Origin of the sequence: Sphingobium sp. WTD-1, assembly GCF_030128825.1 — a bacterium.
GTDB lineage: Bacteria > Pseudomonadota > Alphaproteobacteria > Sphingomonadales > Sphingomonadaceae > Sphingobium.
Window position 1 is genome coordinate 274387 of record NZ_CP119127.1, and the last position, 23228, is coordinate 297614.

Here is a 23228-nt window from a genome sequence, read left to right on the forward strand (position 1 = left end):
GGATGACGACATCGGCATCGGACCCGCGGCTTTTGATCGGGATGCAGCTTGCTCCGCGTCACCAACAGCTAAAGCGCACGATGCTCGGGCGACGACGCCAGCTTCGTGTTCCCCCCAACAGAACGGGGAATGAAACGATGTGCCATCCATCTGAAATCTAGGGCCTGACGCCCGCCACGCAGCGCGTCGCCATGCGGCGCGCCTCCATCCGCCCGTCCTCCGCCGATGCGTCGTGCGGGAAAGGGGGATCACATGCCCGTGGAAGCTCGCGGCCGACGCGCGTCGCCGCACCCAGCCTATTCCGTGTCGCTGCTCCAGGCGGCCGCCGCGCTCTACGGCCTGAATGCCGTGCGCGACGATGCCCTGCGTCCGCAGCCCACAAGCAGAACAGACAAGAAATTCAGGGAGTAAGCCTCTTCATGTCCCAAGTCCTCGCGCCCAGCCGACCCCGGCACGGCCTGTCCCTCCGTCGCCTGCTGCTCGCCGGCGTCGCTATCGGCCTGCTGCCGAGCGCCGCTCATGCTGCCGACGAACCCGCCGCCGCGGCGCCTGCCCCGGCCCCCGAAGCCGCCGTCGATGAAGGCGATTATGGCGCGCCCATCCTGGTTACCGCCCGCCGCCGCGCCGAAAAGGCGCAGGACGTGCCGGTCGCGCTCAGCGTCGTCGGCGGCGACCTGTTCGAACAGCGCGGCGACTATACCCTCGCCGCCGTGCAGCAGGTCGCGCCCAGCCTCCAGCTGTTCAGCTTCAACCCCCGCAACACCAACATCAACATCCGCGGCCTCGGCTCCAACGTCGCGCTGACCAATGACGGCCTCGAAAATGGCGTCGGCGTCTATATCGACGATGTCTATTATGGCCGCGTCGGCGCCAGCCAGTTCGATCTGGTCGACCTCGAACGGATCGAGGTGCTGCGCGGGCCGCAGGGCACGCTGTTCGGCAAGAACACCACCGCCGGCGCGATCAACATCACCACCCGCCAGCCGAGCTTCGACTTCGGCGGTCAGGTGGAAGCGACGCTGGGCGATTATGGCTTCCGCCAGCTGCGCGGCACGGTCACCGGTGGCCTTACCGACTGGGCGGCGGTGCGCGTCAGCATCGCCGACACCCATCGCGACGGCTTCCTGACCAATGTCTATAACGGCAAGAAAGTCCATGATTACGACAATTTCACCGCGCGCGGCCAGCTGCTGCTGACCCAGGGTGAGGGCTTCAGCCTGCGCCTGATTGGCGACTATTCGAAACAGACGCTCAACTGCTGCGTCCGCCTGCCCAGCACCGTCTTCACCACCTATGATGACGGCAACACGATCGCGAACAATTTCAACATCCGCGCCGCCCGCGCCGGCTACACGCCGCTGCCGACCGATCCCTTCGCCCGCAAGGTCGATGTCGACGGCCAGTTCCAGGCGAACATGAATCAGTGGGGCATTTCGGGCAAGGCCGACTGGGATGTCGGCCCGGTCACGCTCAGTTCCATCACCGCCTATCGCGCCTGGAACTGGTATCCGCGCAACGACAGCGACGCCACCTCGCTCTCGGTCAACACGCTCAACCATCAGGAAAATAACCAGCGCCAGTTCAGCCAGGAATTTCGCATCGCCTCCAACGGCGATACCCGCCTCTCCTATGTGCTGGGCGCCTATTATTTCTGGCAGATCATCAACGGATCGGGCGCCGCCGGCTATGGCGTGGACGCGCCGCGCTGGCTCTTCCCCAATGCCGATCCGGTGGTCAGCAATGCGGCGGTCAACGGCTTCGTCGCCCGCTCCAGCTCCAACCCGGAGACGAAGAGCGCCGCGCTGTTCGGCCAGGCCAGCTACGCCATCATTCCCGACAGCCTCTCGCTGACGCTCGGCCTGCGCTACACGCATGAAAAGAAGCAGGGCAGCTACAGCCAGTGGTGGGCGGAGGGGAATGATTTCTCCGGCCTGACCGCGGCCCAGCGCACCGCCGCGATCGCGCTGCGCAACAGCCTCAACCCCGTCACCAGTTACTCGACCGGCTTCACCGACAACAGCCTCTCGGGCCTCGCCACCCTGTCCTACAAGGTGACGCCGGACGTGCTTGTCTATGCCACCTATTCGCGCGGCAACAAGTCGGGCGGCCTCAACCTCACCAACATCCCGGCCGGGGTCAGCCCCGATGTCGGCGGCGAGAAGGTCGACAATTACGAAGCCGGCGTGAAGAGCCAGTTCTGGGGCGGCAAGGCGACGCTCAACGCCGCCGCCTTCTGGACCAACATCTTCGACTATCAGACCGCGATCACCGAACAGATTGTCGGCACCAACAGCACCCGCAATTATATCACCAACATTCCCGAGGCGCGCGCCCGCGGCTTCGAGCTGGACGGTGCGCTGGCGCTCAGCCGCTATGTCAATCTCAACGCCTCGCTTGCCTATACCGACGCCTATTATGTCGACTTCAAGAACGGCCCGACCCCGGTCGAGGCACTGAATCCGACCACCGGCGGTTCCCCCGTTACCGACCTTAGCGGCAAGCCGCTGTCGGGCGTGCCCGAATGGTCGTGGAGCGCGGGCGGCGACTTCGCCATTCCGCTCGGCACCACCAAATGGGGCGACGCCCAATTTTACGGCCGCGCCGACTATAGTTGGCGTTCCTCCTACTACACCGCCGTGTCGGACAGCCGCTACTCGCTGGTGCCCAGCTACGGCGTCGCCAATGCGCGCATCGGCGTGCGGCTGGACGATGGCCTGATCGACCTGTCGCTCTGGGCCAAGAACCTGTTCGACAAGGATTATGTCGACACGCTCTCGGTCGCGAACACCGGCCTCGTCACCGCCACCGTCGGCGATCCCCGCACCATCGGCGTCACCCTGCGCAGCAAATTCTGACCCCCAATACGGAGGCAAGATCATGGCTACCCTTCCCTACGCAGACTATCTGGATGACCGGACCCGGCAACGGGCCCGGCCGGAAGAACCCGCCCGCGTCGGGGAGGGGGAACCCTCGCGCCTGCGCCTCACCGGCTTCGCCTCGATCGCGGTGCCAATCGCCGGCGCCGGCCTGCCGCTCGCCTTGTTCGTGCCCCAGCTTTACGCCACCCAGTTCGGCCTCTCGCTCGCCACCATCGGCTTCATCTTCCTGCTGGGCCGCATCTGGGATGTCAGCGCCGATCCGCTGGTCGGCGCGCTCAGCGACCGCACCCGCAGCCGCTTTGGCCGGCGCCGCCCGTGGATCGCGGCCGGCGGCCTGCTGTTCGGCCTGTCCTCGGCACTGCTTTTCTTCCCGCCCGCCGCGCTGGTGACGCCCGCCTATCTCGGCGCCGCCCTCTTCTTCTTCTATCTCGGCTGGTCGATGATCGAGATACCGGCCTCCGCCTGGGCCGGCGAGCTGTCGCGCCATTATCATGGCCGCACCCGCGTCGTCAGCTATCAGGCACTGCTGCGCGCCATCGGCCTGCTCGCCGTGCTGGTGCTGCCGACCATCCTCGACCAGGTCGAACCGGGCAATGGCACGCTGAAGCTCCAGCTGGTCGGCGGCTTCATCATCGCCACCCTCATCCCCAGCCTCGCCCTCACCCTCTTTTCCGTGCCCGAACCGCCGGTTCCCGCCACCCCGCCGGTCCGCCAGAGCTTCTGGCGCGCCACCAGCGTCATCTTCTCCGACCGGCTGCTGCTGCGTGTCCTCGCCTCCGACGCCGTCGTCACCGCCGGCCAGTCGATCCGCGCCAGCCTGATCGTCTTCTTCGCCGTCTGGTATATGGGCCTCCCCGCCTGGGCCAGCGGCCTCTATCTGCTCCAGTTCATCTTCGGCGTCGCCGCCGCGCCGATCTGGCTGCGCATCGGCACCCGCATCGGCAAGCGTCAGGCCGCGATCAGCGGCGAAATCGCCCAGGCGGCAATCAATATCGGCCTGCTCTTCGTCTTCCCCGGCGGCCTGCCGCTGCTCCTCGCCCTCACCATCGCCCAGGGGCTGACCCAGGGCTCCGGCAACCTCATGCTGCGCGCCATGGTCGCCGATGTGGCCGACGCCCACCGGCTGCGCACCGGCCATGACCGCACCGGCCTCTTCTTCTCGGTCTTCGCCCTCTCGGCCAAGCTCGGCCCGGCGATCGGCATCGGCATCGCCCTGCCGCTCATCGCCTGGCTCGGCTTTGCCGCCGGCCCGCACAACAGCCCGGCCGCGCTCGAAGGATTGAAGACCGTCTTCGCCCTCGGCCCGGCCCTGGCCCACATCATCGCCACCCTCATCATCTGGCGCTTCCCGCTCGACGAAGCCGCCCATGCCGAAATCCGCCGCGCCCTCGACCAGCGCGACGCGATCCCCGCCTGACCGTCCACGCATAAATTCAAGGAGACCTGCCATGACCATCCTGACCCAGAGCTTCCTCAACGCCGCCGATGCCGACGGTCCGCTCGATGTCGTTCCCGTCGCCGGCCGCATCGGCGCGGAGATTCGCGGCATCGCGCTGGGCGGCGACCTTGACGACGCCACCATCGCCGCGATCCGCGCCGCCCTCGTCCGCCACAAGGTGATCTTCTTCCGCGCCCAGCATCATCTCGACGATGCCGGCCAGGAAGCCTTTGCCGAGCGTTTCGGCAAGCCCGTCGCCCACCCGACCGTCCCGGTCGTGCCGGGCTCCAAATATCTGCTGGAACTGGATTCGAAAGAAGGCCGCGCCGCATCGAGCTGGCACACCGACGTCACCTTCGTCCCTGCCTATCCCGAATCCTCGATCCTGCGCGCCATCGTCATCCCGCAGGCCGGCGGCGACACGCTCTGGGCCAATACGGCGGCCGCCTATGAGGAACTGCCCGAACCGCTGCGCCAGCTCGCCAACAGCCTGTGGGCGGTCCATTCCAACCTTTATGACTATGCCTCGGTCGTCACCAACGCGAATGAGGAAGCGGTGAAGCGCTATCGCGAAGTCTTCGCCTCGACGGTTTATGAAACCGAACATCCGCTGGTTCATGTCCACCCCGAAAGCGGCGAACGCTCGCTGATCCTGGGCCATTTCTTCAAGCAGTTCGTCGGCCTCAGCCAGGCCGACAGCCAGCGCCTGTTCGCCACCTTCCAGGATGCCGTGACCCGGCCGGAAAACACCGTGCGCTGGCGCTGGCAGCCGGGCGACGTCGCCATCTGGGACAATCGCGCCACCCAGCATCGCGCCATTGCCGATTTCGGCACCCAGCATCGCCAGCTCCGCCGCGCCACCATCGCCGGCACCGTCCCCGTCTCGATCGACGGCCGCAACAGCCGCATCATCAAGAAGGAAGATGGCAAGATTGCCGAAGCCGCCTGAGCAGGGCTTGCCCACCCCCTTACCCTGACCCTGACCTTCGGCACACTGGGCCGCGTTCCATTCGGACGCGGCCCCTTTTCACGGAAGACCCCATGAAGCTCCGCACTGTCCTTGCCAGCCTGGCGCTGGCCACCGCCCTCACCACGCCCGCGGCGGCGCAGGAAAAGCGTCCCAATTTCCTGGTGATCGTCGCCGACGACCTGGGCTATTCCGATATCGGTGTCTTTGGCAGCGAGATATCCACACCCAATCTCGACCGGCTCGCTCTGTCGGGCGTGCGCCTGACCGGCTTCCACACCGCGCCCACCTGCTCGCCGACCCGCTCGATGCTGCTGTCGGGCACCGACAATCATCGCGCCGGCCTTGGCACCATGGCGGAAATGCAGGCCCCCAATCAGATCGGCAAACCCGGCCATGAAGGCTATCTGCGCACCGACATCGCCGCCCTGCCCGAAGTCCTGACCGCCGGCGGCTATCGCACCCTCTTTTCGGGCAAATGGCATCTTGGCCTCACGCCCGAGCAGGATCCCCATGCCCGCGGTTTCCAGCACAGCTTCGCGCTGCTGCAGGGGGCAGGCAATCATTATGGCACCGACATTTCGGCCACGCCCAAGCCCGGCTTCACCACCTATCGCGAGGATGGCCGCACGCTCGACAGCCTGCCCAGCGACTATTATTCCTCCGACGCCTTCGCCACCAAGCTGATCGACCAGATCAAGACGACGAAGGACGACAAGCCCTTCTTCGCCTATCTCGCCTTCACCGCGCCGCACTGGCCGCTGCAGGCCCCGTCCGAAACCATTGCCAAATATAAGGGCCGCTATGAGGCGGGCTATGAAGCGCTGCGCGCCGAGCGGCTCAAGAAGCAGGTCGCCCTCGGCCTGGTCCCGGCCAGCGCCGCGCAGCACCCCCTAGAAAACAGCAAGCCCTGGGCAGAGCTGACCCCAGACGAGAAGAAGACCGCGTCGCGGACGATGGAAATCTATGCCGCGATGGTCGACCGGCTCGACCAGAATGTCGGCCGGGTGATCGATGCGCTCAAGGCCAGCGGCGAGTATGACAATACCGTCATCCTCTTCCTTGCCGACAATGGCGCCGAGGGGATGGACCTGGTCCATGCCCGCAATCCCCGCTTCCGCGCCCGCGCCGAAGCCGCCGACAACAGCTATGACAATCTGGGCAAGGACAGCAGCTATATCAGCTATGGCCCCGGCTGGGCGCAGGCGGCGACCACCCCCTCCTGGCTCTACAAGGCGTTCGCGACCGAGGGCGGCACCCGCACCACCGCCTTTCTCTCCGGACCAGCGGTGAAGAAGCCCGGCAGCATCGCCCATGACTATCTCAATGTCATGGACGTCGCCCCCACCCTGATCGACCTGGCCGGCATCGCCCCGCCCAAGGGGACATTCCAGGGCCGCACCGTCCAGCCGATCCGCGGCACCAGCTGGGCGCCCTGGCTCGCCGGCACGGCGCCGACCGTCCATCCCGCCAGCGAGGCGATCGGCACCGAATTGTTCGGCTCGCGCGCATTGCGCCAGGGCGACTGGAAGATCACCGATGCCGGCGATGGCCAATGGCATCTGTTCAACATCGCCGCCGATCCGGGCGAAACCACCGACCTGTCCGCCCGCGAACCGGCGCGCCGGGCGGCGCTGGAAAAGGCGTGGGACGCCTATGCCAGCGATGTCGGCGTCGTCCTGCCCAACCCGCGCATCATGGTGGAATAACCCGCGCATCAGGGGGATGGCACGCCCATCCCCCTCTTCTCCATCGCATTTTCCCCTTGCCCCGGCGGCGATCCCATGCACAAAGCTTGCCAATTGCCGCAGGCGGACCCATGTCCGCCGCACCCCGATTTGGCGGCGCAAGGATTGAAGTGATGGACGATGTGACGATCCAGGACAGGGCCGCTTCGGCGCGACCGCTCGCCCCGCAGGAAGTGGGCGAAGGACTGTCCGTCATCTCGATCGCGAAAAGCTATGACAAGCGCGTCGTCCTGTCCGACGTGTCGCTGACGGTGGGCAAGGGCGAGGTCGTCGGCCTGCTCGGCCCCAACGGCGCGGGCAAGACGACCTGCTTCTATTCGGTCATGGGCCTCGTCCGTCCCGATCAGGGCCGCATCATCCTCGACGGCCAGGATATTACCGGCCTGCCCATGTATCGCCGCGCGATCCTGGGCTTGGGCTATCTGCCGCAGGAAACCTCGATCTTCCGCGGCCTGACCGTCGCCCAGAATATCGGCGCCGTGCTGGAAATGGCGGAGCCGGACAAGGCCGCACGCGCCGCCAAGCTGGAACAGCTGCTCGACGAATTCGGCCTCACGCGCCTGCGCGATTCCGCCGCCATGGCGCTGTCGGGCGGTGAACGACGCCGCTGCGAAATCGCCCGCGCGCTCGCCGCCGATCCCTCGATCGTGCTGCTCGACGAGCCGTTCGCCGGCATCGATCCGCTGTCGATCGCGGACATTCGCGATCTGGTGAAGCAGCTCAAGACGCGCGGCATCGGTGTGCTCATCACCGACCATAATGTGCGCGAGACACTGGAAATCGTCGACCGCGCCTGCATCATCTACAGCGGTCAGGTGCTGTTCGCCGGCAGCCCCACCGAACTGGTCGCCCATCCCGATGTTCGCCGCCTCTATCTGGGCGAGAATTTCCAGCTCTGACATGATCGGCCGGCGCCCCCTCGCGGATGCAGGACGGCCCGGCTGATGGCGCTCGGGCCACGCCTCGACATCCGCCAGAGCCAGTCTCTGGTGATGACGCCGCAGCTTCAGCAGGCGATCAAGCTGCTGGCGCTGTCCAATCTGGAGATCGAGGCGTTCGTCGCCGGCGAACTGGAAAAGAACCCGCTGCTCGAACAGGGGACCGCCGATGACGGCGGCCGGGAAGGCAGCGGCATCGACCGCGAGGTGGAGGCGCCCACGCTGGCCGCCGAAACCGGCGCCAGCGACGATCTGATCGCCCAGGGGCTGGGCGGCGCCGACAGTCCACTCGACGTCGATCATGGCGTGGAAACCTTCATCGACGATGGCCCGGCCGACCGCATGGCCGCCGGCAGCGGCTCAGGCTCGCTCGACATGCTGGGCGGCGGCAGCGGTTCGGGCGAAGCGGTCGATTTCGACAGTTTCGCCAATGCCGCGCCCAGCCTGCAGGAACATCTGATGGACCAGGCCCGCAGCACGCTGTCGGGCATGGACCTGCTGATCGCCACCCAGTTGATCGGCCAGATCAGCGAAGCGGGCTATCTGGAGGCCAATCTGCTCCAGACCGCCCATGGCCTGGGCGTGCCGCTCTTCACGGTCGAGGCGGTGCTCGAAGTTATCCACAGCTTCGATCCCACCGGCGTGGGTGCCCGCTCGCTCGCCGAATGCCTCGCCCTTCAGGCGAAGGAGGCGAACCGCTACGATCCCTGCATCCAGCGGCTGCTCGCCAATCTCGACCTGCTGGCCAAGGGCGCCCTGCCCCAGCTGCGCCGCATTTGCGGCGTGGATGAGGAGGATCTGGCCGACATGATCCGCGAACTGCGCGGCTATGATCCCAAGCCCGGCCTGCGCTTCGCCAGCGACAGCGCGACGCCGGTCACGCCCGACCTGTTCGTCAGCCGCACCCGCGAGGGCTGGGGCATAGAGGTCAACAGCGCCACCCTTCCGCGCGTGCTGGTCAACCGCACCTATTATGTCGAACTGGCCGGCGGCCCGCAGGACAAGGTGAGCAAGGCCTGGCTGGCCGACTGCCTCGCCAGCGCCAACTGGCTGGTGAAGGCGCTCGACCAGCGGCAAAAGACGATCATCAAGGTAGCGAGCGAGATCGTCCGCCAGCAGGAGGATTTCTTCCGCAACGGCGTCGCCTATCTGAAACCCCTGACCCTGCGCGCGGTCGCCGACGCGATCGAGATGCATGAATCGACCGTCAGCCGCGTCACCTCGAACAAATATCTCTCCTGCCCGCGCGGCCTCTACGAACTCAAATATTTCTTCACCAGCGGCGTCGCGGCGGCGGATGGCGACGGCGCCGTCTCGGCCGAAGCGGTCAAGAGCCATATCAAGGCACTGATCGGCGCGGAGGAGGCCCATGCCATCCTCTCCGACGATACGCTGGTCGACCTGCTGCGCGCCAAGGGCATGGACATCGCCCGCCGCACCGTCGCCAAATATCGCGAGTCCATGGGCATCGGCTCCTCGGTCCAGCGCCGCCGGCAAAAGGCGCTCAAGGGCAAGGCAGCCTGAGCCTGTCCTACAGCGGCCCTTTCCCCTATCATCGGCGTCGGTGACGGCCCACTTTCCGATAGGATCAGGCCAGCGCAAGATAATGTCACAATGTGCGGGAAATATGCGAAGTTAAGCGGAGCAAATCCTATTTCGCCGCCTTGACCCCGGCCACCGCGGCGGCAAAAGCGGCGGCGCCAATCATCAGATCAAGGATCGCCCGCCGCCATGTCCGTCGCCTATCTCAACGGCCAGTTTCTGCCGCTCGAAGACGTCCGCATCTCCCCGCTCGATCGCGGCTTCCTGTTCGCCGACGGCATTTATGAAGTGGCGGCCGTGATCGATGGCCGGCTGGTCGACAGCGCCAGCCATCTCGCCCGGCTGGAACGTTCCTGCACCGAAATCGGCATCGCCCTGCCGCTGACCCTGGACGAGATCGAGGCGGCGCAGAAGGCTCTGGTCGCCCATAACGGCCTAAGCGAGGGCCTCGTCTATCTCCAGATCACCCGTGGCGCCGACGTCACCCGCGACTTCATCCCGCCGGCCGGTCTCCAGCCGACCCTGTTCATGTTCGTCCAGGACAAGACATTCCTCGACGTGCCCGCCGCCAGGACCGGCGTCGCGGTCGCCACCATGGCCGACCTGCGCTGGGCGCGGCGCGACATCAAGAGCGTCGGCCTGCTCGCCCAGGCGATGGCCAAGATGGCCGCCAAGGAAGTCGGCGCGCAGGAAGCCTGGATGATCGAGGACGGCTTCATCACCGAAGGCGCCTCCTCCACCGCCTTCATCGTCACCGACGAAGGCATCGTCACCCGCCCCTACAGCCAGTCGGTGCTGGCCGGCTGCACCGGCGCGGCGCTGACGGCCCTTGCCGAAGAAAGCGGCATCGCCGTCATCCGCCGCCCCTTCACCCTCGCCGAAGCGCTCGCCGCCAAGGAAGCCTTCATGACCAGCGCGTCCACCTTCTGCCTCTCGATCGTCAGGATCGACGGCCAGCCGGTCGGTGACGGCACCCCCGGCCCGGTCGCGACCCGGCTGCGCGAACTCTATATCGACTTCGCCCGCCGCACCGCGGTCTGACCTGCGACGAAATGAGTCCATTTCGGATCGAATAGGCAGAATAGGGCGCCGGCATCAGCCGGCGCCCTTTTGGTTTCCATGCTTCCACCGATATCTCGCGCGCGCGTGACGACCATCACGACAGCCCCGTGCATTTGCGCCATTATGGAGTCAGCGCCGGCTGCGCCCGGTGGGCAAGCGGCTAAGCTGCGGAACATAACAGGCACGGGAGATTGCGTGGTGATGGCCAATCCTTTCTCGACCGATCATGATCGTCCCTTCGCCGCGCCGGATGACCGGCGCGGGCTGCTGATCGTCGCCGACGGGGCATGGATCGACGATGCCGCCATGCTGGCCGATGCCGCCGGCCTGCGTCTGCTCGGCACCGTCCCGCTCGACCAGGCCGCCGCCCGGCTCGACATGCAGGTGGGCTGCGATGTCGTCCTGCTGCTCTGCCGCCAGCCTGATCCGCTGCTCGAACGGCTGATCGTCCAGGTCGAAACGATCGCGATCCAGAACCGCATGGCCGTCGTGCTTATGGCGGGTATCGAAACACTCGATATGGTCTTTGCCTGCATCCGCAGTCCGCAGACTCAGTTGCTGTGCAATCCCGACAATGGCGACATCGCCGCCGCCCTGCTCGCCGCCGCGCATAGCGATGCGCTGCCGCATGATCTTCACGACGCCACCCATGAAAGCGACGGCAACCGGTTGCAGCGGCTGAGCGAGGAAGTCAGCCGCCTCGCCCGCACGATCGAGGCCCTGACCGATCGGCCACGCCCGACGCTCCCCGCGTTCGACATGCCTGCGCGCATCGCCGATCGCCAGGGCGGCTATATTGCCATGCCGGCCATCGCCACGATCGGTGCGGCCACCATGGCGGAAACCGCCTCCGTCACCGCCGCACAGGTCCGCGACCTGCTGCGCGCGCGACGACTGCGCGCCGATTTCCTGCCCGGCGACCTGTTCGCCGATCCGGCCTGGGACATGATGCTGGACCTGCTCGCCGCCCGGCTGGAACAGGCCCATGTCTCGGTCTCCAGCCTGTGCATCGCCTCCGCCGTGCCGCCGACCACGGCGCTGCGCTGGATTCGGACGTTGACGGATAAGGCTTTGGTCGAACGTCGTGCCGATCCGCATGACGGCCGCCGCATCTTCATCGCGCTGGCCGACGATGCGGCCGAGCAACTGACCCGCTGGTTCGGCGCCAGCCGCCGCTATCTCAATGCCTGATTCTGCTGCCAGCCCTATTCGTTGATCAGGGTCAATGCGCTGAACGTCAGGAGCAGCCCCATGGCGTAGGCCAGATATTTGGTTTGCCGCCACCGATCACGGTCCGCCAACCAGCGCTCGTCGTCAATTGGTCCATCCCGCCGCTCGAACTCCGCATTCTGGGACGCGACATAGTTGACGATCCGGGTCAGGATATTCGGTTTCTGTTCCATCATTCCTGCTCCACCGGTCCGTCAGATAGGGCAAATATGGGCCACTGGGTCAAGCCGATGCCACCATAGGTCAGGCTTTTTCCCGAACCAGCGCATTGGTCCGCAAACCGACCTTGACCCGCGCGCCAAAATCCCTAGAAGCGCCCGCACCCCATGGGGGCGATTAGCTCAGTTGGTAGAGCGTCTCGTTTACACGGCGGGTGCCTATGAGGCTGAAACCCGCAGGAAAGCTAGGCTTTCCGCTTTCCCTTTTTCGATTGGTCGGGACTATGTCGGGACTCGCTTGCATCGAGCGCGTTCCGCACATCCTCGTCCAGCACATGTGCATAGCGCAGCGTCGTCTCGATCCGCTTGTGCTTTAGCGCTTCCTTCGCGGCGGCAAGCGATCCGGTCGCGCGGACGATGCGGGTGCCACGCGTGTGGCGCAGATCATGGATGCGGAAATTGTCGACGCCGGCGTCGGCCTTGGCCTGTTCAAAGGGCTTGCGAAGAGAGGTCGCGGTGAGCGGATAGCGCTTGCCGGCGCGACGATTGCCACGGCTCTTCTGGCAGACATAGGTGAAGACGAATGGCTTGCCCTCGTCATCGTCGGCCTGGGGCTGTCGAGCGATGATCTCGACCAGCGTCGAGGTGAGCGGCCGCACGACGAAATCGCCGCCCTTGATGCGCGTGATAGCCTGCTTGCGTTGCAGGTTCACATCGTCCCAGCGCAGGCCCAACACCTCGCCCCGGCGCCAGCCCGATTTGAGCAGGAAGTCGATCGCGTCCGCCACGTCGTTGCGGATCGCGAGGAAGAGTTTCTTTTCCTCCGTCAGGTCGAGTTCGCGCGGCGGCTTCTTCGCGACCTTGAGGAAGAGCTTGCCCCATTTGGGCATCTGGCCGACGTCATATTCGGTGTCGGCCGCGTGGCGCCAGATCGCGCGCGCGTTTTCGATGTCGCGATTGACCGATGCATTGGAGCGGCCATCCCGGCGCTTCGCAACGAAAATCTGGAAATCGCGCTGAGAGATCTCCGACAAAAGGCGCGTCGCGCCCAGCCCTTCGACCAGGGCGGCGGTCAGCCCCTTGATGGTGGGCCAGCTGGGCAGATGCTCCGCATGTTCCTGATAGAGGCCGCAGGCTTCATCGACGGTGATAGGCGGCCGCTGCTCTTCGGGCAGGGCCGCCTTATGGCGCTCGCGGCGCTCGAATGCTTCCGCCAATCGCTTGGACGTGCAGCCTGTCGACCCATGATAGCGCCGATGGTTGAACTGGAAATCATAGAGATAGTGGGGCCTGCCCTCAGGCTTGTAGACGGTCACCGGCTCAACGCTCTGTATGTCGCCTCGTGAAGGGCACGACGACGCCTCGATCGCGGCGCTTTGCCACTGACGTGCGGCGGGTGGGCGAAGCTGGCAGACATGCGGGCGGCACCTGGCGAAGTTGCTCGACGTATGATTCGAGATCCGCGACAGTGTAGCGAATGGCGCGCCCGATCAACACATAGCGGAGACGGCCCGCCTGGCGCTCCTTGCGCAGGGTGCGCGCGCAGAGGCTCAGGCGATCGGCCGCTTCCGTTTCGGTCAGAAGGATGGATTGGTCGGTCATGCGGCCTTTCGCTGCTGCCGATCGGCGCGGATCAGCTGGTGGAAGGACAGGTAATCGTCGATGCCGGCATAGAGGCCGGTATGGCCCGGCAGCTCCCACCGATAATGTTCGGCCAGATCCTCGATCCTCGCCCGGCGCTGATGGATGTCGGCGATGCCGTCGACCTTGGCGCCATGGAGAACCCGCAGCGCGTAGAGATCCGCGCCCATGGCGCAGTCGCGCTGGACGCGATCACCCGCGTTGCGGATCTCGCTGGCCATGGCCGTGTCATAGCGGCCGACGGCATCGGTCAGCACGGCGATCTTTTCACTAACTGTCGCGCCGACGCCCTTCTTGCCCAGCCCAGACACGACCCGCCGCCAGTCCGCGACGATCGCCGTCCAGATGCGGATTTCGTCGGCCGCGACCTTCTCCTGCATTCGCCCCTTTGCGACCAGGTCAGGATATTGGCGGGCGCGGCGTTCGAGCGCGCCTTCAGCCTCTTCCAGCAGCGGCGCGAGACGGGCGCGGATATTGGCTACCAGATCCGTCATGCCGCCATCCTCATTTCTGGCAGGCCAGGCTGGTTGGCGGCGACCAGGGCGCGGGCGACGGGCGGGCATACGCTGTTGCCGATCGCGCTGATCTGCATCGCCTTGGGCAGGCGGCCGAATTTCCGGTTGCCCTTTTCGGTCGTATACCAGCACTCGGGATCCAGCACGTAGCTGTCGGGAAAGCCCTGGGCGCGGGCCAGCTCGCGCGGGGTCAGCATCCGCAGGCCTATGTCGACGATGATGTAGGTGCGAGCATCGATCGTCACCGTCACCACGGCGAACCGGGCTTTCGTCGTGACTGTGTCCAGCGGCCGGTCCACTGGCTGGATCTGTGACGCCTCGCTTTCGCCATCGGTGCCGTAATATTTCACCAGGAAGGCGGCGACCTTGACCGCGCGCTCCATCAGTTCCGGCGGCAAGTCGCCATCCTCGACCAAGGTGGTTTCGACAATTCGCTGCTGCGATCCCGTGGTGGTCGCCGTCGACAAGGGGCGCCGGGCATCGCGGCCGGCAGAGTGCGTGTTACGCGGACCGCCATTGGCCTGCTCGATATGAGCGGTGACTATCGCGTGGTGCTGGCCGCCGGCGCGAATAGTCTTTTGGGGCTGTTCGGGGTCGCCACCGCCGCCCTTACTGTTGCTGCCATAGAAGCTGGACAGGAAGGCTGTGACGACGCCATTGGTGTCCTTCTTCGACGCGGTCACGGAATGGGCCGGCTTGTCGATCGGGCGATTGAGGCCGCCTTGCTGGCCGTAACTGATGAAAGGCACCATGACCGCTTCGGCCCGCCCCAAAGGCGTGGCGGCAGCCTGACGGGAGGCAGCGCCGTTCGCCGTGACCGTAGGCATTTCGCGGTTCATGGGCGATCCGACGCCGGTGCTGTAGAATTTCGTGACATGGGGGGCCAGCACGGCGTCGGCGAGAGCGAGTTCGCCGCGGTTGGCACCCGTCACCGTTCGCAGCGGCTCCTCGATGTCATGCAGTCTAATGCCGCCCTGATGAGTGACGGGCACGATGAAGGGTAGAGCTGCATTAACGACATAGCGCATCACCCCATGCGCGATACGGCGCAGGGTGCTTTCGGCCAGATCCTTCGGACGGCCGAAAATGGACTTGGTCGGAATCGACCAGTCGATGCATTCGGCGGCGGTCCGGTAGGGGAGCAGCTTACCAGCGATTACGCGCGGATCATTCGGCGCAGCATGTGTCTGCTTGGGCCAGACGATCTTGACCCGTGCGCCTGGGCGCTTCTTCTTGAACACCATGTAGAGCCGTAGGCGGGAAGTCGGGGTGCCATAGTCGCATGCCCGCAGCTTCTTCCAATCGACAACGCGGCCGGTGCGCCGGATCAGCCGGACGAACTTCTTGAAGTCCTTCCCGGCCAGCGCCGCAATGGGCACACCATTGGTGTCCAGCGGCGCGGCATATTCGAACTCCTCGACATTTTCGAGATAGCCAACTTCGGGGTCGGTTTCCTCGATCCAGTGAACCACCTCCCAGCACAGCGCACGGATCGACCGGTCCTTGACCGGGCCACCCTTCGCCTTGCTGAATTCCTTGCAATCAGGGGAGAACCATGCGCCGGCCACCGGCATGCCCTTGGTCACGGACCTGGGCAGCATGGGGATGCGGATGTCCGTGCAATGGTGGTCCGCACCGGGGTGGTTCGCCCGATGAATGGCAATGGCGGTTTCGCTATGGTTGATCGCGTGGTCGACGTCGCGACCGATCGCCCAGGCAATGCCTGTGGACGCACCGCCGCCGCCGGCGAAGCCATCGATGAAGAGACCCTGGAACATTAGATCATCTCCGCAAAGGTGGTTGCGTCGGGCCAGCGCCAGAGGCCTTGCATGCCTCGTGCAGGGACAGGATCAGGCCACGCCTCGATCTCTAGCATTGGCCAACCCCAGTTGGCGTGTTCGTCACGGTTGCTGTCGTTTGCGCGGGCGACGCCGAAATCGGCCGCGATGTCGAGGCCGGACCGTGGTTCTCCGACAACGGCGGTTCCTATTCCTGCGGCCACAGGAAGATTTCCGGCTAGAAAATCCTCCAGCACCGGCACCGCGAGATCGCGGTGGAGGCACATTTCCTTCGTCTCTTCGGCATCCGGGTAGAGATCGAAAAGGCCGATCATGTCGGAGACTTCATCGCGGGCGACGCTCATCTTGCCAGCATGGATCACAATGCGCTGGCCGATGATCGCGCGCGGCGCGCGATAGCCGCGAAATTCGAACGGCTTTGCGCCGGCAATGATGAGGGAAGCCCAAGGCTGCCAGATGGTGAGGGCCTTCATGCGCCCCTCCAATGATGCGCGACAGGACGCGTGGTCAGGGTTGCCGCGTGGTGGCGGGTGCAGTTGACGGTGGCGCAGCGCGGGCAGGCGATGCGATCAATGCGGGCGACAGCGGGGATCGGCTGTCGTTCGGAAGGCTTCCGGGTGAGGATGGTCATCAGGAGATCCTTTTCAGGAGCCAGGTCAGCGCCGGGCAGCTGGCAAGCCAGAGGGCGGCCAGGGCGACGCCGATGGCGAAGGGGACGACGGGGGAGAAGCGCGGCGGGTTCACTGCATCGCGTCCGGTCGATGGCCGAGGTCGATCAGCATTTCGGCGAAGGCGGCGATCGGCGTGTCGCCCTCGCCAACCGCGCGCTGGGCGCCAAGGTCCGGGCCGATGCAGGCGAACCATTTCTTTGCCGCTTTCGAGTAAGCGACCATCAGCATTTCGTTCTTGCGCAGGTCGAGCGCGTCGATTGACAGGCTGGTCATGACGCCTCCTGCAGGTTGGCAGTGGCGACGCGGACATAGAGGGGGCTTTTGCTGGCACCTTCGCCCGCATATCCGCGCTTCTGCCAGCCCAGGCGCTGCATGATGCGGACGAGCTGGCTGTTGTCGGTGAAGCGCGGGACGCGGCGGCGATCGGCGGCATCGCCGAGGATCTGGCCCAGATCGGCCAAGGCGATGCTGTCGACGCGGCGCAGCTGCGCGGCGGTGAAGAGCGCGAGGCGGCAGATATGGCGGTCTGCCGGTGCTCGAAGAATGGGCGCGGTGAGCATTGATCTCCCCTCTCTGTCAGTCCTGCTCACCGAGCAGGCGTTGGTGGTTGCGGAAGGCCTGCTGGGCGCTGACGTGCGGCATGGTCCGGTCGAGGCGACCGGCGCGCTGGCTGAGCAGCCGCGTCTTGCAGGCGAGGTGGTTTTCGAGCAGGCGCCCGGTCTTCTTCTGCAGGGCGCGCCAGGTGGGGCGGTCGCCCAAGCGATAGGCGGCGATCAGCGCCAGGACGGGCTGGCGCGGCAGGACGGTGAAACAGCGGGTGCAGACCCGCTGCCAGCGGGACCGGCTCTGGCTGCAGCCGGTGACATCGCAGCGGTGCTTAGCCATGGGGCACCGCCTTTTTCGCGGCGGGCTTGCAGTCCGGGCAGCGGACGCCAGCGACGATGATGGCCCAGCCTTCGGGCAGGTTCGGCTCGGTCGAATGATGTTCGACGCGGCACCGGGCGCAGATCATGATGAAGGGCGGCATGGGCGCGGGACGCGCGTTGACAGGGCGCAGAACAGGACGCTGGTTCACAGGACATTCTCCGGGCTTTGGGGGTTTTCGAAGATCCAGCAGCGGACGATCTGGCCCGCCGGGTTGTTGACATTGTCGGTGGCGAGCCATTTCCGGCTCTTGGATCCGCGCAGCACCTTCTTGAGCTTGTCGAGGTCGGGCGGGACGATGCCGGCGTTGCGGCAGCGCGCTTCGAATTCGACCAGGCGGATGGCGATCTTGCCGGCGTTGCGATGCTGGTTGATCGACTTGCCGATGGCGTGATCTTCCAGCTTTTCGCGATCGAGCAGATATTCGACCTGCTCCCAGAAGCGGGCGACCAGCGGATGATCGCCGCCGGCGGACTGCTGGCGATCGAGCGCCATGCTGTCGACCAGCGCCACCGTCTCCGCGATCCACGCAGGCTGGATCTTCTCGAACAGGAGGGGCAGCGCCTCGACGGCCGCCGCGAGCTGCGAGTGCGTTTTGATCGGGCGCGCATTCTCCAGCCCTGGGACGCGCCTTTTCATTTCGCGGCTGTGGTGTTCGTAACGGTCGAAAAAGAAGGGAAGGAATTTGGCCTCGTTCCTGACGACATGGATGATCGTTCCCGACACATCCTCCATCGGCCATGTTTCCAGGCGCACGGCCGATTCGCGCGTCGCTTCCGACCAGCGCGCCTTGTCGATCGGCATCGACATCAACCGCTCCAGCACCGCCGGATGCGCGTCGATCCGCTCATTCTGCATGAGGTAGATCGCGCCGTTGAAAGGCGGCTCGCTGGTTTCATAGCCGCCCGACTTCATGCCGAGGCCACGCGGCGATCGGCCGCCATAAAGGACCAACAATTCGTTGGGATCGAACTGGCGCGAACCACTGCGCTTTTCGTCGTCGCGGCCGCTTTCCATGAAACCCACCGGCAGGTTGCTGACCTTGAGCAAACTGCGCGCGATGAAGGCCGGGGTGCCCTTGTTCGGGTCGAAGCCTTCGTATCCGGCGCGACCTGCAAGCTTCCAGCAGAACTCGATGATGGTCGACTTGCCCGAACCCGGCGGCCCGGTCAGTTCCAGGAAGCCCAGCGTCTTGTGCCGGTCGCGGATCTGCACCGCGAAGAAGCTCATCACAAAGAAGGCGAGCGTCACCAGGCCCTTGGGGCCATAGGCGATCCAGAAATCTTCGAGCCAGGGAAAGGCGATCTTGTCCGCATCATATTGGATGTCGAGCAGCCGTTCCGGGCTGCGCAGTTTCACCGCCTGCTTGCCGAAATCGAAGTAATTCTCGCCATTGATCTGTTCGACGCGGCCGTCGCGCACGGCGACATCGCCGAACAGCCAGGCGCGATGCTGCGGAGAATATCCGGTGAAGGGGATGGGTTCGACGACCTTCAACCGCCTGGTCTGGTTACGCATCAGGCGGTCGAGCTGCTCGCCCGACCCGCTCCACATGCCGGCGAAGGCCATCAGCCGTTTCTTGAACTCTCCGGGGTTGGCGCAGGTCGCCGAGGTGAAACGGGCTTTCACCGTGGGCTGATCAGGGAAATCGACCTGCAGGAAATAGTTGGTTTCGTCGGCAACCTCGTCCCGCTCGCGATAGAGCATGCGGAAGGCGCAGTTGGCGATCTCCTCGACCTGCAGCTCATGCTCATCGTCCTTCCAGACGGAGCGGCACCACCACAGGCGGTTGTCGTGGCGGAAATCGAAACTGGCGAGGCTGGTGCGCTGGAAAATGAGGCGCGCCTTTTCGCGCTGCGTCTTGGCCAGCGTGACGGCACCATTCCAGAGATAGCCCTCGATCGCGTGTTCCGAGAGCGGCGCCTTTTCGGGATCTCCCTTCCACTGCTGGTGGCGCAGAAGCAGGTCGTTCCAATCGAGGGTCGTGCCTTCCCCATCGGGGCGCACCTGCGCGGCCGTGGCGGCCCAACCTTCGGCTGCGGCGCGATCGACGAACTTGCGCGCCCATTTGACGCCGGCGCCGCCGGGATCGAAGGCGAAGACCAGCTCCGGCCGGGTCGACCGCTTCAATGAGCGGATCTCTTCCTTGAGCTGGTCGAGGAAATGTTCGGGCCAATAGTTGCAGGACATGGCCGACACGGTCAGCAGGCCGGCGCCCTGATAGAGGGCCATGGCATTGAAGATGCCCTCGCAGATCCAGACCTGGTCCGCCTTGGCATAGTCCTCGAAAAACAGCTTGGGCGGGATCCAGCAGTGACCGCCGGGCTTGCTGCCCTTCTTGAAATGCGCCTTTTTCGCGAAGCGACCGGGGCGATCGATGATGCGTTCCCACCAGCTGTCACCGACCTGAAAGCGGATCGTAGCGCCGGAATGGCCGCTGTCGTGATCGCGATAGACTTCCTGGCTATAGCTGCCGCGCAGGTGCTGGAGATCCAGCCCGCGTTCGTGGAGCAGATAGGCGTCAGCGGCGGCGTTGGGATTGGTGTTGGTGGTGGGGAAGCGCTTCGACCAGTCCTCGAACAGATCGGGCAGCAGGCTGCGGACGCTCTCTTCCCATCCGCACTTTTCCTGTCGGCCGCAGCGGACGATCTTGGGATCCTTGGCAGCGCAGAAGGCTTCCCACTTGCCGCAATCGGGGCAGAGCCCTTCCTGCAGCCAGGTGCCACCCGTCTTCTTGAAACGGAACTTGTTGGTCAGGCCTTTGAGAATATCAGTTTCGAGGCTCACCGGGCGGCACCCCCGCGCAGCAGGTGCTTGGCCATGCCGCACAGTTCGGAGGCCTGTTCGCTGACGATGCGGGCCGTGCGCTTCTCGCCGCTATCCATCAGGTCCAGGCTGGCCAGGGTGAGCAGGCGGGCGCTGTGGTGCGTCACGACGGCCATGTGGCCCAGCACCGCTTCCAGATCATCGATCCGCACCTTGAGTGCGTCAGTCTCGTCTTTCGTAGACACAGTTTCCCCCTCGCCCGCAGCGCGGGCGTTGTTCAGATTTGGCAATGGATGGTGGGTGGGCCGGCGGATCAGCCGCCGGCGAACATGGTCAGCTGGTTGGGATCATCGCCGGCATCGCGGGCGGGTGGCAGGACATGGGGCACCTGGTCGCGCGGGCAGATCGGCAGATCCAGATCCGGGCGGTCGATGAGGCCGGGGCAATATGTGTGGCGGAACACCAGCTCCAGGCCGAAGGTGTGGCCGCAGCCGGTGTTGGTGCAGTGCGCATCGAGATGCTTGACCTTCTCCGTCACCCGTGTGCTGCGGCGGATGAAGGCCGGCGCGTCACATTTGGGGCAGATTGCTAGGCTGTTCTGCTTGGCCTTTTCACCGCCCGACGACATGCGGAACTGCAGGGGCGCCTCGACCAGCGGGCGCGGTGGTTGCTGATGGATCATTTGCCTTCCCCCGTTTCGCGGCGCTCGATGGCGGCGAGCGCGGTTTTCAGCGTGTCGAGCGCGTCCTGGATTTCCTTGCGGGCGCGGCGCGTGGTGCGGATATCGCTGCAGCTGGCGGCCGCGATGATGGCGGCAATGGCCTCGCCGGTTTCCTTGGCAGAAGAACCGGCGAGGCCGGCCAGGCAGAGGTCGGGGGCCTCCCTGCCGGCGAGATCGAGGCGCAGGCCATGGAGCCGATGGAAGGGCGCATGGTCGCCGCCATGATCGAGGAAGGCGCGATCGAGCCGTTCTGCATCGATCAGGCGGATTTCCGTCTCGCAATCGGGGTCCGACCAGCGACGGACGGCCTCGACCGACTTGACCCCGCAAATGGCGGCGCAGCGATCCCAGCCAATGACCTGGGCGATGGTGGTCAGGGTGCGCTCATAGGTGAGCGGTTCGCGGATCTTGGTCACGCCTTCCCCCCCGGACGGTAGTCAATGGACACGCCAAAATGCCGGGCGATAAGGCCGCCCATGCGCCACCGAGCTTGGGCGCCATCTCCGCTCTCCACGAACGCGCCGGACCAGCTGGAAAGAACCTCCAGCTCCGACAGAATGCGGGCGAATTCCTTCGCCGCCTCGAAGTCCAGCATCGTGGCAAAATGTTCACCGCGATATTCGACGTAGGCGTTACAAAGGCAGCGATGAGCGGTGAATGTCGGGCGAACCGAATTGGGCTTCTTGCTCATAGCGCCGCTCCCTTGGTTTCGGCACCGCGATCCAAGGCGACACGGCCCGAACGGCGATCTAGGCCGTAGATGCGGGCGCCGGTGTGGCGATCCGTGCCATACCAGCGCTTGGGCGCCTGCGGCAGATCGAGGGGATACAGGTCCGGGCGGAGCAGATGGCGAGGAACGCCGGTGGCCGCCTCAACCTGCAGCACATATTCGCCGGGCAGGCGTTTGGAGCTTTGCACCCATTTCCAGACAGCGGTGGGCGATACCCCGCAAATGCGGGCGAGTTCCGACTGTGAGCCAGCGACATCGATCGCCTGCGTCAGCGCTTCATAAGGGGTGAGCGTTTGAACCATGGTTGATGTTTTAACTAAGGTTGCAGGACGAAGCAATAAGAAAAGTTGCATCGCTGATTTTTACCAAGGTTGTAATGGTCAGCCGGTGTTTCGCAGTGATCGTCTAGCGGCCTTGATGGCTGATAAGAGCCTCTCTCAGAGCGAGCTGGCGCGCCGGGTCGGCATATCGTCGACCGCCATCTGGAAATTGATGAACGAGCCGGCGCAGGGTTCGAAGCACACCCACAAGATCGCGCGCGAGCTGGACACGACTGCCGAGTATCTGATGGGCGAGACGGATGATGCCGGCATGTCCAGACAGCTGGTTGCTGCGGTCCAGCCCACAGTCGAAATCGACCCAGATCTAGTGGAGATCGACAGCATCGATCTCAAATATGGCATGGGCGGCACCTTTCTCGACACCGATCATATCGAGGTTGAAAAGGTCAAATTCTCGCGCAGCTGGATCAGCCAGTTCACCAAATCGCCGCCGCACATGCTCTGCAGCACGAAGGGTGTGGGCGATTCGATGATGCCGACGATCCATGACCAGGATGTCGTGATCATCGATCGGTCACAGACGCGCCCGGAGATGGGCGACAAGATCTGGGCCATTGTCTATTCGGGCTGGGGCATGATCAAGCGGTTGCGGGCGCAGCCGGACGGCACGATCCGCATCAGTTCTGACAATCAGTTGATCCGTGACGACTTCGCCACCGACGGCGATCTGTTCATCGTTGGCCGCGTCGTCGCGGTGGTAAAGAGCGTCTGACCATGGCGGCCGCGCTACAGGCGATGTCCCTGGCCGTGGTCGGCGCGCAGTTTCCCAATACTGACGGCTCTGATAGGCGCTTCGAAACATTGCTCTGCCCGCCGGGCGAGGCGATCGAATTGCGCCCTGAACCGACCAACAAACATGATCCGCTGGCCATAGCCGTCTATTCGGCGCGAGGTGTCCAGATCGGATATCTGTCAGCCGAGCGCTGCGGCCGGATCGGCCAGCTGATGCGGTTAGGTCATGAGGTTCAAGCGATCTTCCAAGGGATGTCGCAGGACGGGACATGGGTTCGTGTCGCCTTTGATGGCGAGGCGCCAGAGCTACCTTCTTCATCGCCCGTGGCATCGCGTGATCCGGATCACGGCGAATTTGTCGAGGATCGCTTCTATCCGGACGAAGAGTGGCCTGACTTCTAATTTTCAGCATGATCGGGGGGAAAC

Annotated in this window: 28 protein-coding genes; 11 read left to right on the forward strand and 17 right to left on the reverse strand. The window is 64.9% G+C overall.

The features are described from left to right. The first annotated feature begins 252 nt into the window (after positions 1-252). From N6H05_RS01345 to N6H05_RS01385, 9 genes are all read left to right on the forward strand, one after another. Positions 253-411: a hypothetical protein gene (locus tag N6H05_RS01345; protein WP_004209804.1), complete on the forward strand. Its 159-nt coding sequence runs from the start codon at positions 253-255 to the stop codon at positions 409-411. Between the two features lie 8 nt (positions 412-419). Next, positions 420-2855: a TonB-dependent receptor gene (locus N6H05_RS01350; protein ID WP_284112397.1), complete on the forward strand. Its 2436-nt coding sequence runs from the start codon at positions 420-422 to the stop codon at positions 2853-2855. 22 nt (positions 2856-2877) lie between these two features. Further along, a complete protein-coding gene (locus tag N6H05_RS01355) occupies positions 2878-4296 on the forward strand; it encodes an MFS transporter (RefSeq protein WP_284112398.1) in 1419 nt (472 codons plus the stop codon). Between the two features lie 31 nt (positions 4297-4327). Then, positions 4328-5266: a TauD/TfdA dioxygenase family protein gene (locus N6H05_RS01360; protein ID WP_284112399.1), complete on the forward strand. Its 939-nt coding sequence runs from the start codon at positions 4328-4330 to the stop codon at positions 5264-5266. Positions 5267-5358: 92 nt separating this feature from the next. Further along, positions 5359-6993 (forward strand): arylsulfatase, encoded by a 1635-nt coding sequence (locus N6H05_RS01365; RefSeq protein WP_284112400.1) that lies wholly within the window; start codon positions 5359-5361, stop codon positions 6991-6993. A gap of 152 nt (positions 6994-7145) precedes the next feature. After that, the gene (gene lptB / locus N6H05_RS01370; RefSeq protein ID WP_284114142.1) at positions 7146-7931 is read left to right on the forward strand and encodes an LPS export ABC transporter ATP-binding protein; all 786 of its coding nucleotides are present in this window, start codon (positions 7146-7148) and stop codon (positions 7929-7931) included. Between the two features lie 45 nt (positions 7932-7976). Next, positions 7977-9494 carry an RNA polymerase factor sigma-54 gene (gene rpoN, locus N6H05_RS01375; protein ID WP_284112401.1) on the forward strand — a complete coding sequence of 506 codons (1518 nt, stop codon included), beginning with the start codon at positions 7977-7979 and terminating at the stop codon, positions 9492-9494. 207 nt (positions 9495-9701) lie between these two features. Continuing rightward, positions 9702-10553: a D-amino-acid transaminase gene (locus tag N6H05_RS01380; protein WP_284112403.1), complete on the forward strand. Its 852-nt coding sequence runs from the start codon at positions 9702-9704 to the stop codon at positions 10551-10553. 222 nt (positions 10554-10775) lie between these two features. Further along, positions 10776-11765 carry a helix-turn-helix domain-containing protein gene (locus N6H05_RS01385; protein WP_284114144.1) on the forward strand — a complete coding sequence of 330 codons (990 nt, stop codon included), beginning with the start codon at positions 10776-10778 and terminating at the stop codon, positions 11763-11765. Positions 11766-11779: 14 nt separating this feature from the next. Here the strand turns inward: N6H05_RS01385 and N6H05_RS01390 are convergent, their stop codons facing one another. The 17 genes from N6H05_RS01390 to N6H05_RS01470 form a co-directional block, all read right to left on the reverse strand. Next, on the reverse strand, positions 11780-11980 hold the full coding sequence (locus N6H05_RS01390; RefSeq protein WP_284112404.1) for a hypothetical protein: 201 nt from the start codon (positions 11978-11980) through the stop codon (positions 11780-11782). Between the two features lie 227 nt (positions 11981-12207). Continuing rightward, positions 12208-13278, reverse strand: a complete 1071-nt coding sequence (locus tag N6H05_RS01395) for a tyrosine-type recombinase/integrase (RefSeq protein ID WP_284112405.1) — start codon at positions 13276-13278, stop codon at positions 12208-12210. A 4-nt stretch (positions 13279-13282) separates the two neighbouring features. Further along, positions 13283-13564, reverse strand: a complete 282-nt coding sequence (locus N6H05_RS01400) for a helix-turn-helix domain-containing protein (protein WP_284112406.1) — start codon at positions 13562-13564, stop codon at positions 13283-13285. Beyond that, entirely contained in the window at positions 13561-14097 is a 537-nt protein-coding gene (locus N6H05_RS01405) for a hypothetical protein (RefSeq protein WP_284112408.1), read from the reverse strand. The genes N6H05_RS01400 and N6H05_RS01405 overlap by 4 nt, the downstream gene beginning before the upstream one ends. Next, positions 14094-15896 (reverse strand): DNA cytosine methyltransferase, encoded by a 1803-nt coding sequence (locus N6H05_RS01410; protein ID WP_284112409.1) that lies wholly within the window; start codon positions 15894-15896, stop codon positions 14094-14096. The genes N6H05_RS01405 and N6H05_RS01410 overlap by 4 nt, the downstream gene beginning before the upstream one ends. Then, on the reverse strand, positions 15896-16390 hold the full coding sequence (locus N6H05_RS01415) for an ASCH domain-containing protein (RefSeq protein ID WP_284112411.1): 495 nt from the start codon (positions 16388-16390) through the stop codon (positions 15896-15898). The genes N6H05_RS01410 and N6H05_RS01415 overlap by 1 nt, the downstream gene beginning before the upstream one ends. Beyond that, positions 16387-16548 carry a hypothetical protein gene (locus tag N6H05_RS01420; RefSeq protein ID WP_284112412.1) on the reverse strand — a complete coding sequence of 54 codons (162 nt, stop codon included), beginning with the start codon at positions 16546-16548 and terminating at the stop codon, positions 16387-16389. Before N6H05_RS01420 ends, N6H05_RS01415 begins: the two co-directional genes overlap by 4 nt. Positions 16549-16657: 109 nt before the next feature. Next, the gene (locus N6H05_RS01425; protein WP_284112413.1) at positions 16658-16861 is read right to left on the reverse strand and encodes a hypothetical protein; all 204 of its coding nucleotides are present in this window, start codon (positions 16859-16861) and stop codon (positions 16658-16660) included. Continuing rightward, the gene (locus N6H05_RS01430; protein WP_284112414.1) at positions 16858-17148 is read right to left on the reverse strand and encodes a hypothetical protein; all 291 of its coding nucleotides are present in this window, start codon (positions 17146-17148) and stop codon (positions 16858-16860) included. Before N6H05_RS01430 ends, N6H05_RS01425 begins: the two co-directional genes overlap by 4 nt. Positions 17149-17164: 16 nt before the next feature. After that, positions 17165-17473 carry a hypothetical protein gene (locus tag N6H05_RS01435; protein ID WP_284112415.1) on the reverse strand — a complete coding sequence of 103 codons (309 nt, stop codon included), beginning with the start codon at positions 17471-17473 and terminating at the stop codon, positions 17165-17167. Next, positions 17466-17663 carry a hypothetical protein gene (locus N6H05_RS01440; protein ID WP_284112416.1) on the reverse strand — a complete coding sequence of 66 codons (198 nt, stop codon included), beginning with the start codon at positions 17661-17663 and terminating at the stop codon, positions 17466-17468. The genes N6H05_RS01435 and N6H05_RS01440 overlap by 8 nt, the downstream gene beginning before the upstream one ends. Next, the gene (locus N6H05_RS01445; RefSeq protein WP_284112418.1) at positions 17660-20299 is read right to left on the reverse strand and encodes a toprim domain-containing protein; all 2640 of its coding nucleotides are present in this window, start codon (positions 20297-20299) and stop codon (positions 17660-17662) included. The genes N6H05_RS01440 and N6H05_RS01445 overlap by 4 nt, the downstream gene beginning before the upstream one ends. Beyond that, complete coding sequence (locus tag N6H05_RS01450) at positions 20296-20523, reverse strand: hypothetical protein (protein ID WP_284112419.1); 228 nt, start codon at positions 20521-20523, stop codon at positions 20296-20298. Before N6H05_RS01450 ends, N6H05_RS01445 begins: the two co-directional genes overlap by 4 nt. A 68-nt stretch (positions 20524-20591) precedes the next feature. Next, entirely contained in the window at positions 20592-20960 is a 369-nt protein-coding gene (locus N6H05_RS01455; protein ID WP_284112420.1) for an ogr/Delta-like zinc finger family protein, read from the reverse strand. Then, positions 20957-21415: a hypothetical protein gene (locus N6H05_RS01460; RefSeq protein WP_284112421.1), complete on the reverse strand. Its 459-nt coding sequence runs from the start codon at positions 21413-21415 to the stop codon at positions 20957-20959. The genes N6H05_RS01455 and N6H05_RS01460 overlap by 4 nt, the downstream gene beginning before the upstream one ends. Next, positions 21412-21690, reverse strand: coding sequence for a hypothetical protein (locus N6H05_RS01465; RefSeq protein ID WP_284112422.1), 279 nt, complete (start codon positions 21688-21690; stop codon positions 21412-21414). Before N6H05_RS01465 ends, N6H05_RS01460 begins: the two co-directional genes overlap by 4 nt. Beyond that, complete coding sequence (locus tag N6H05_RS01470; protein WP_284112423.1) at positions 21687-22031, reverse strand: transcriptional regulator; 345 nt, start codon at positions 22029-22031, stop codon at positions 21687-21689. Before N6H05_RS01470 ends, N6H05_RS01465 begins: the two co-directional genes overlap by 4 nt. Between N6H05_RS01470 and N6H05_RS01475 the strand changes: the two genes are divergently transcribed. After that, positions 22030-22782, forward strand: a complete 753-nt coding sequence (locus N6H05_RS01475; RefSeq protein WP_284112425.1) for an XRE family transcriptional regulator — start codon at positions 22030-22032, stop codon at positions 22780-22782. The two genes, N6H05_RS01470 and N6H05_RS01475, sit on opposite strands and share 2 nt — an antisense overlap. Positions 22783-22784: 2 nt before the next feature. After that, positions 22785-23204: an HIRAN domain-containing protein gene (locus tag N6H05_RS01480; protein WP_284112427.1), complete on the forward strand. Its 420-nt coding sequence runs from the start codon at positions 22785-22787 to the stop codon at positions 23202-23204. Positions 23205-23228: the final 24 nt, after the last annotated feature.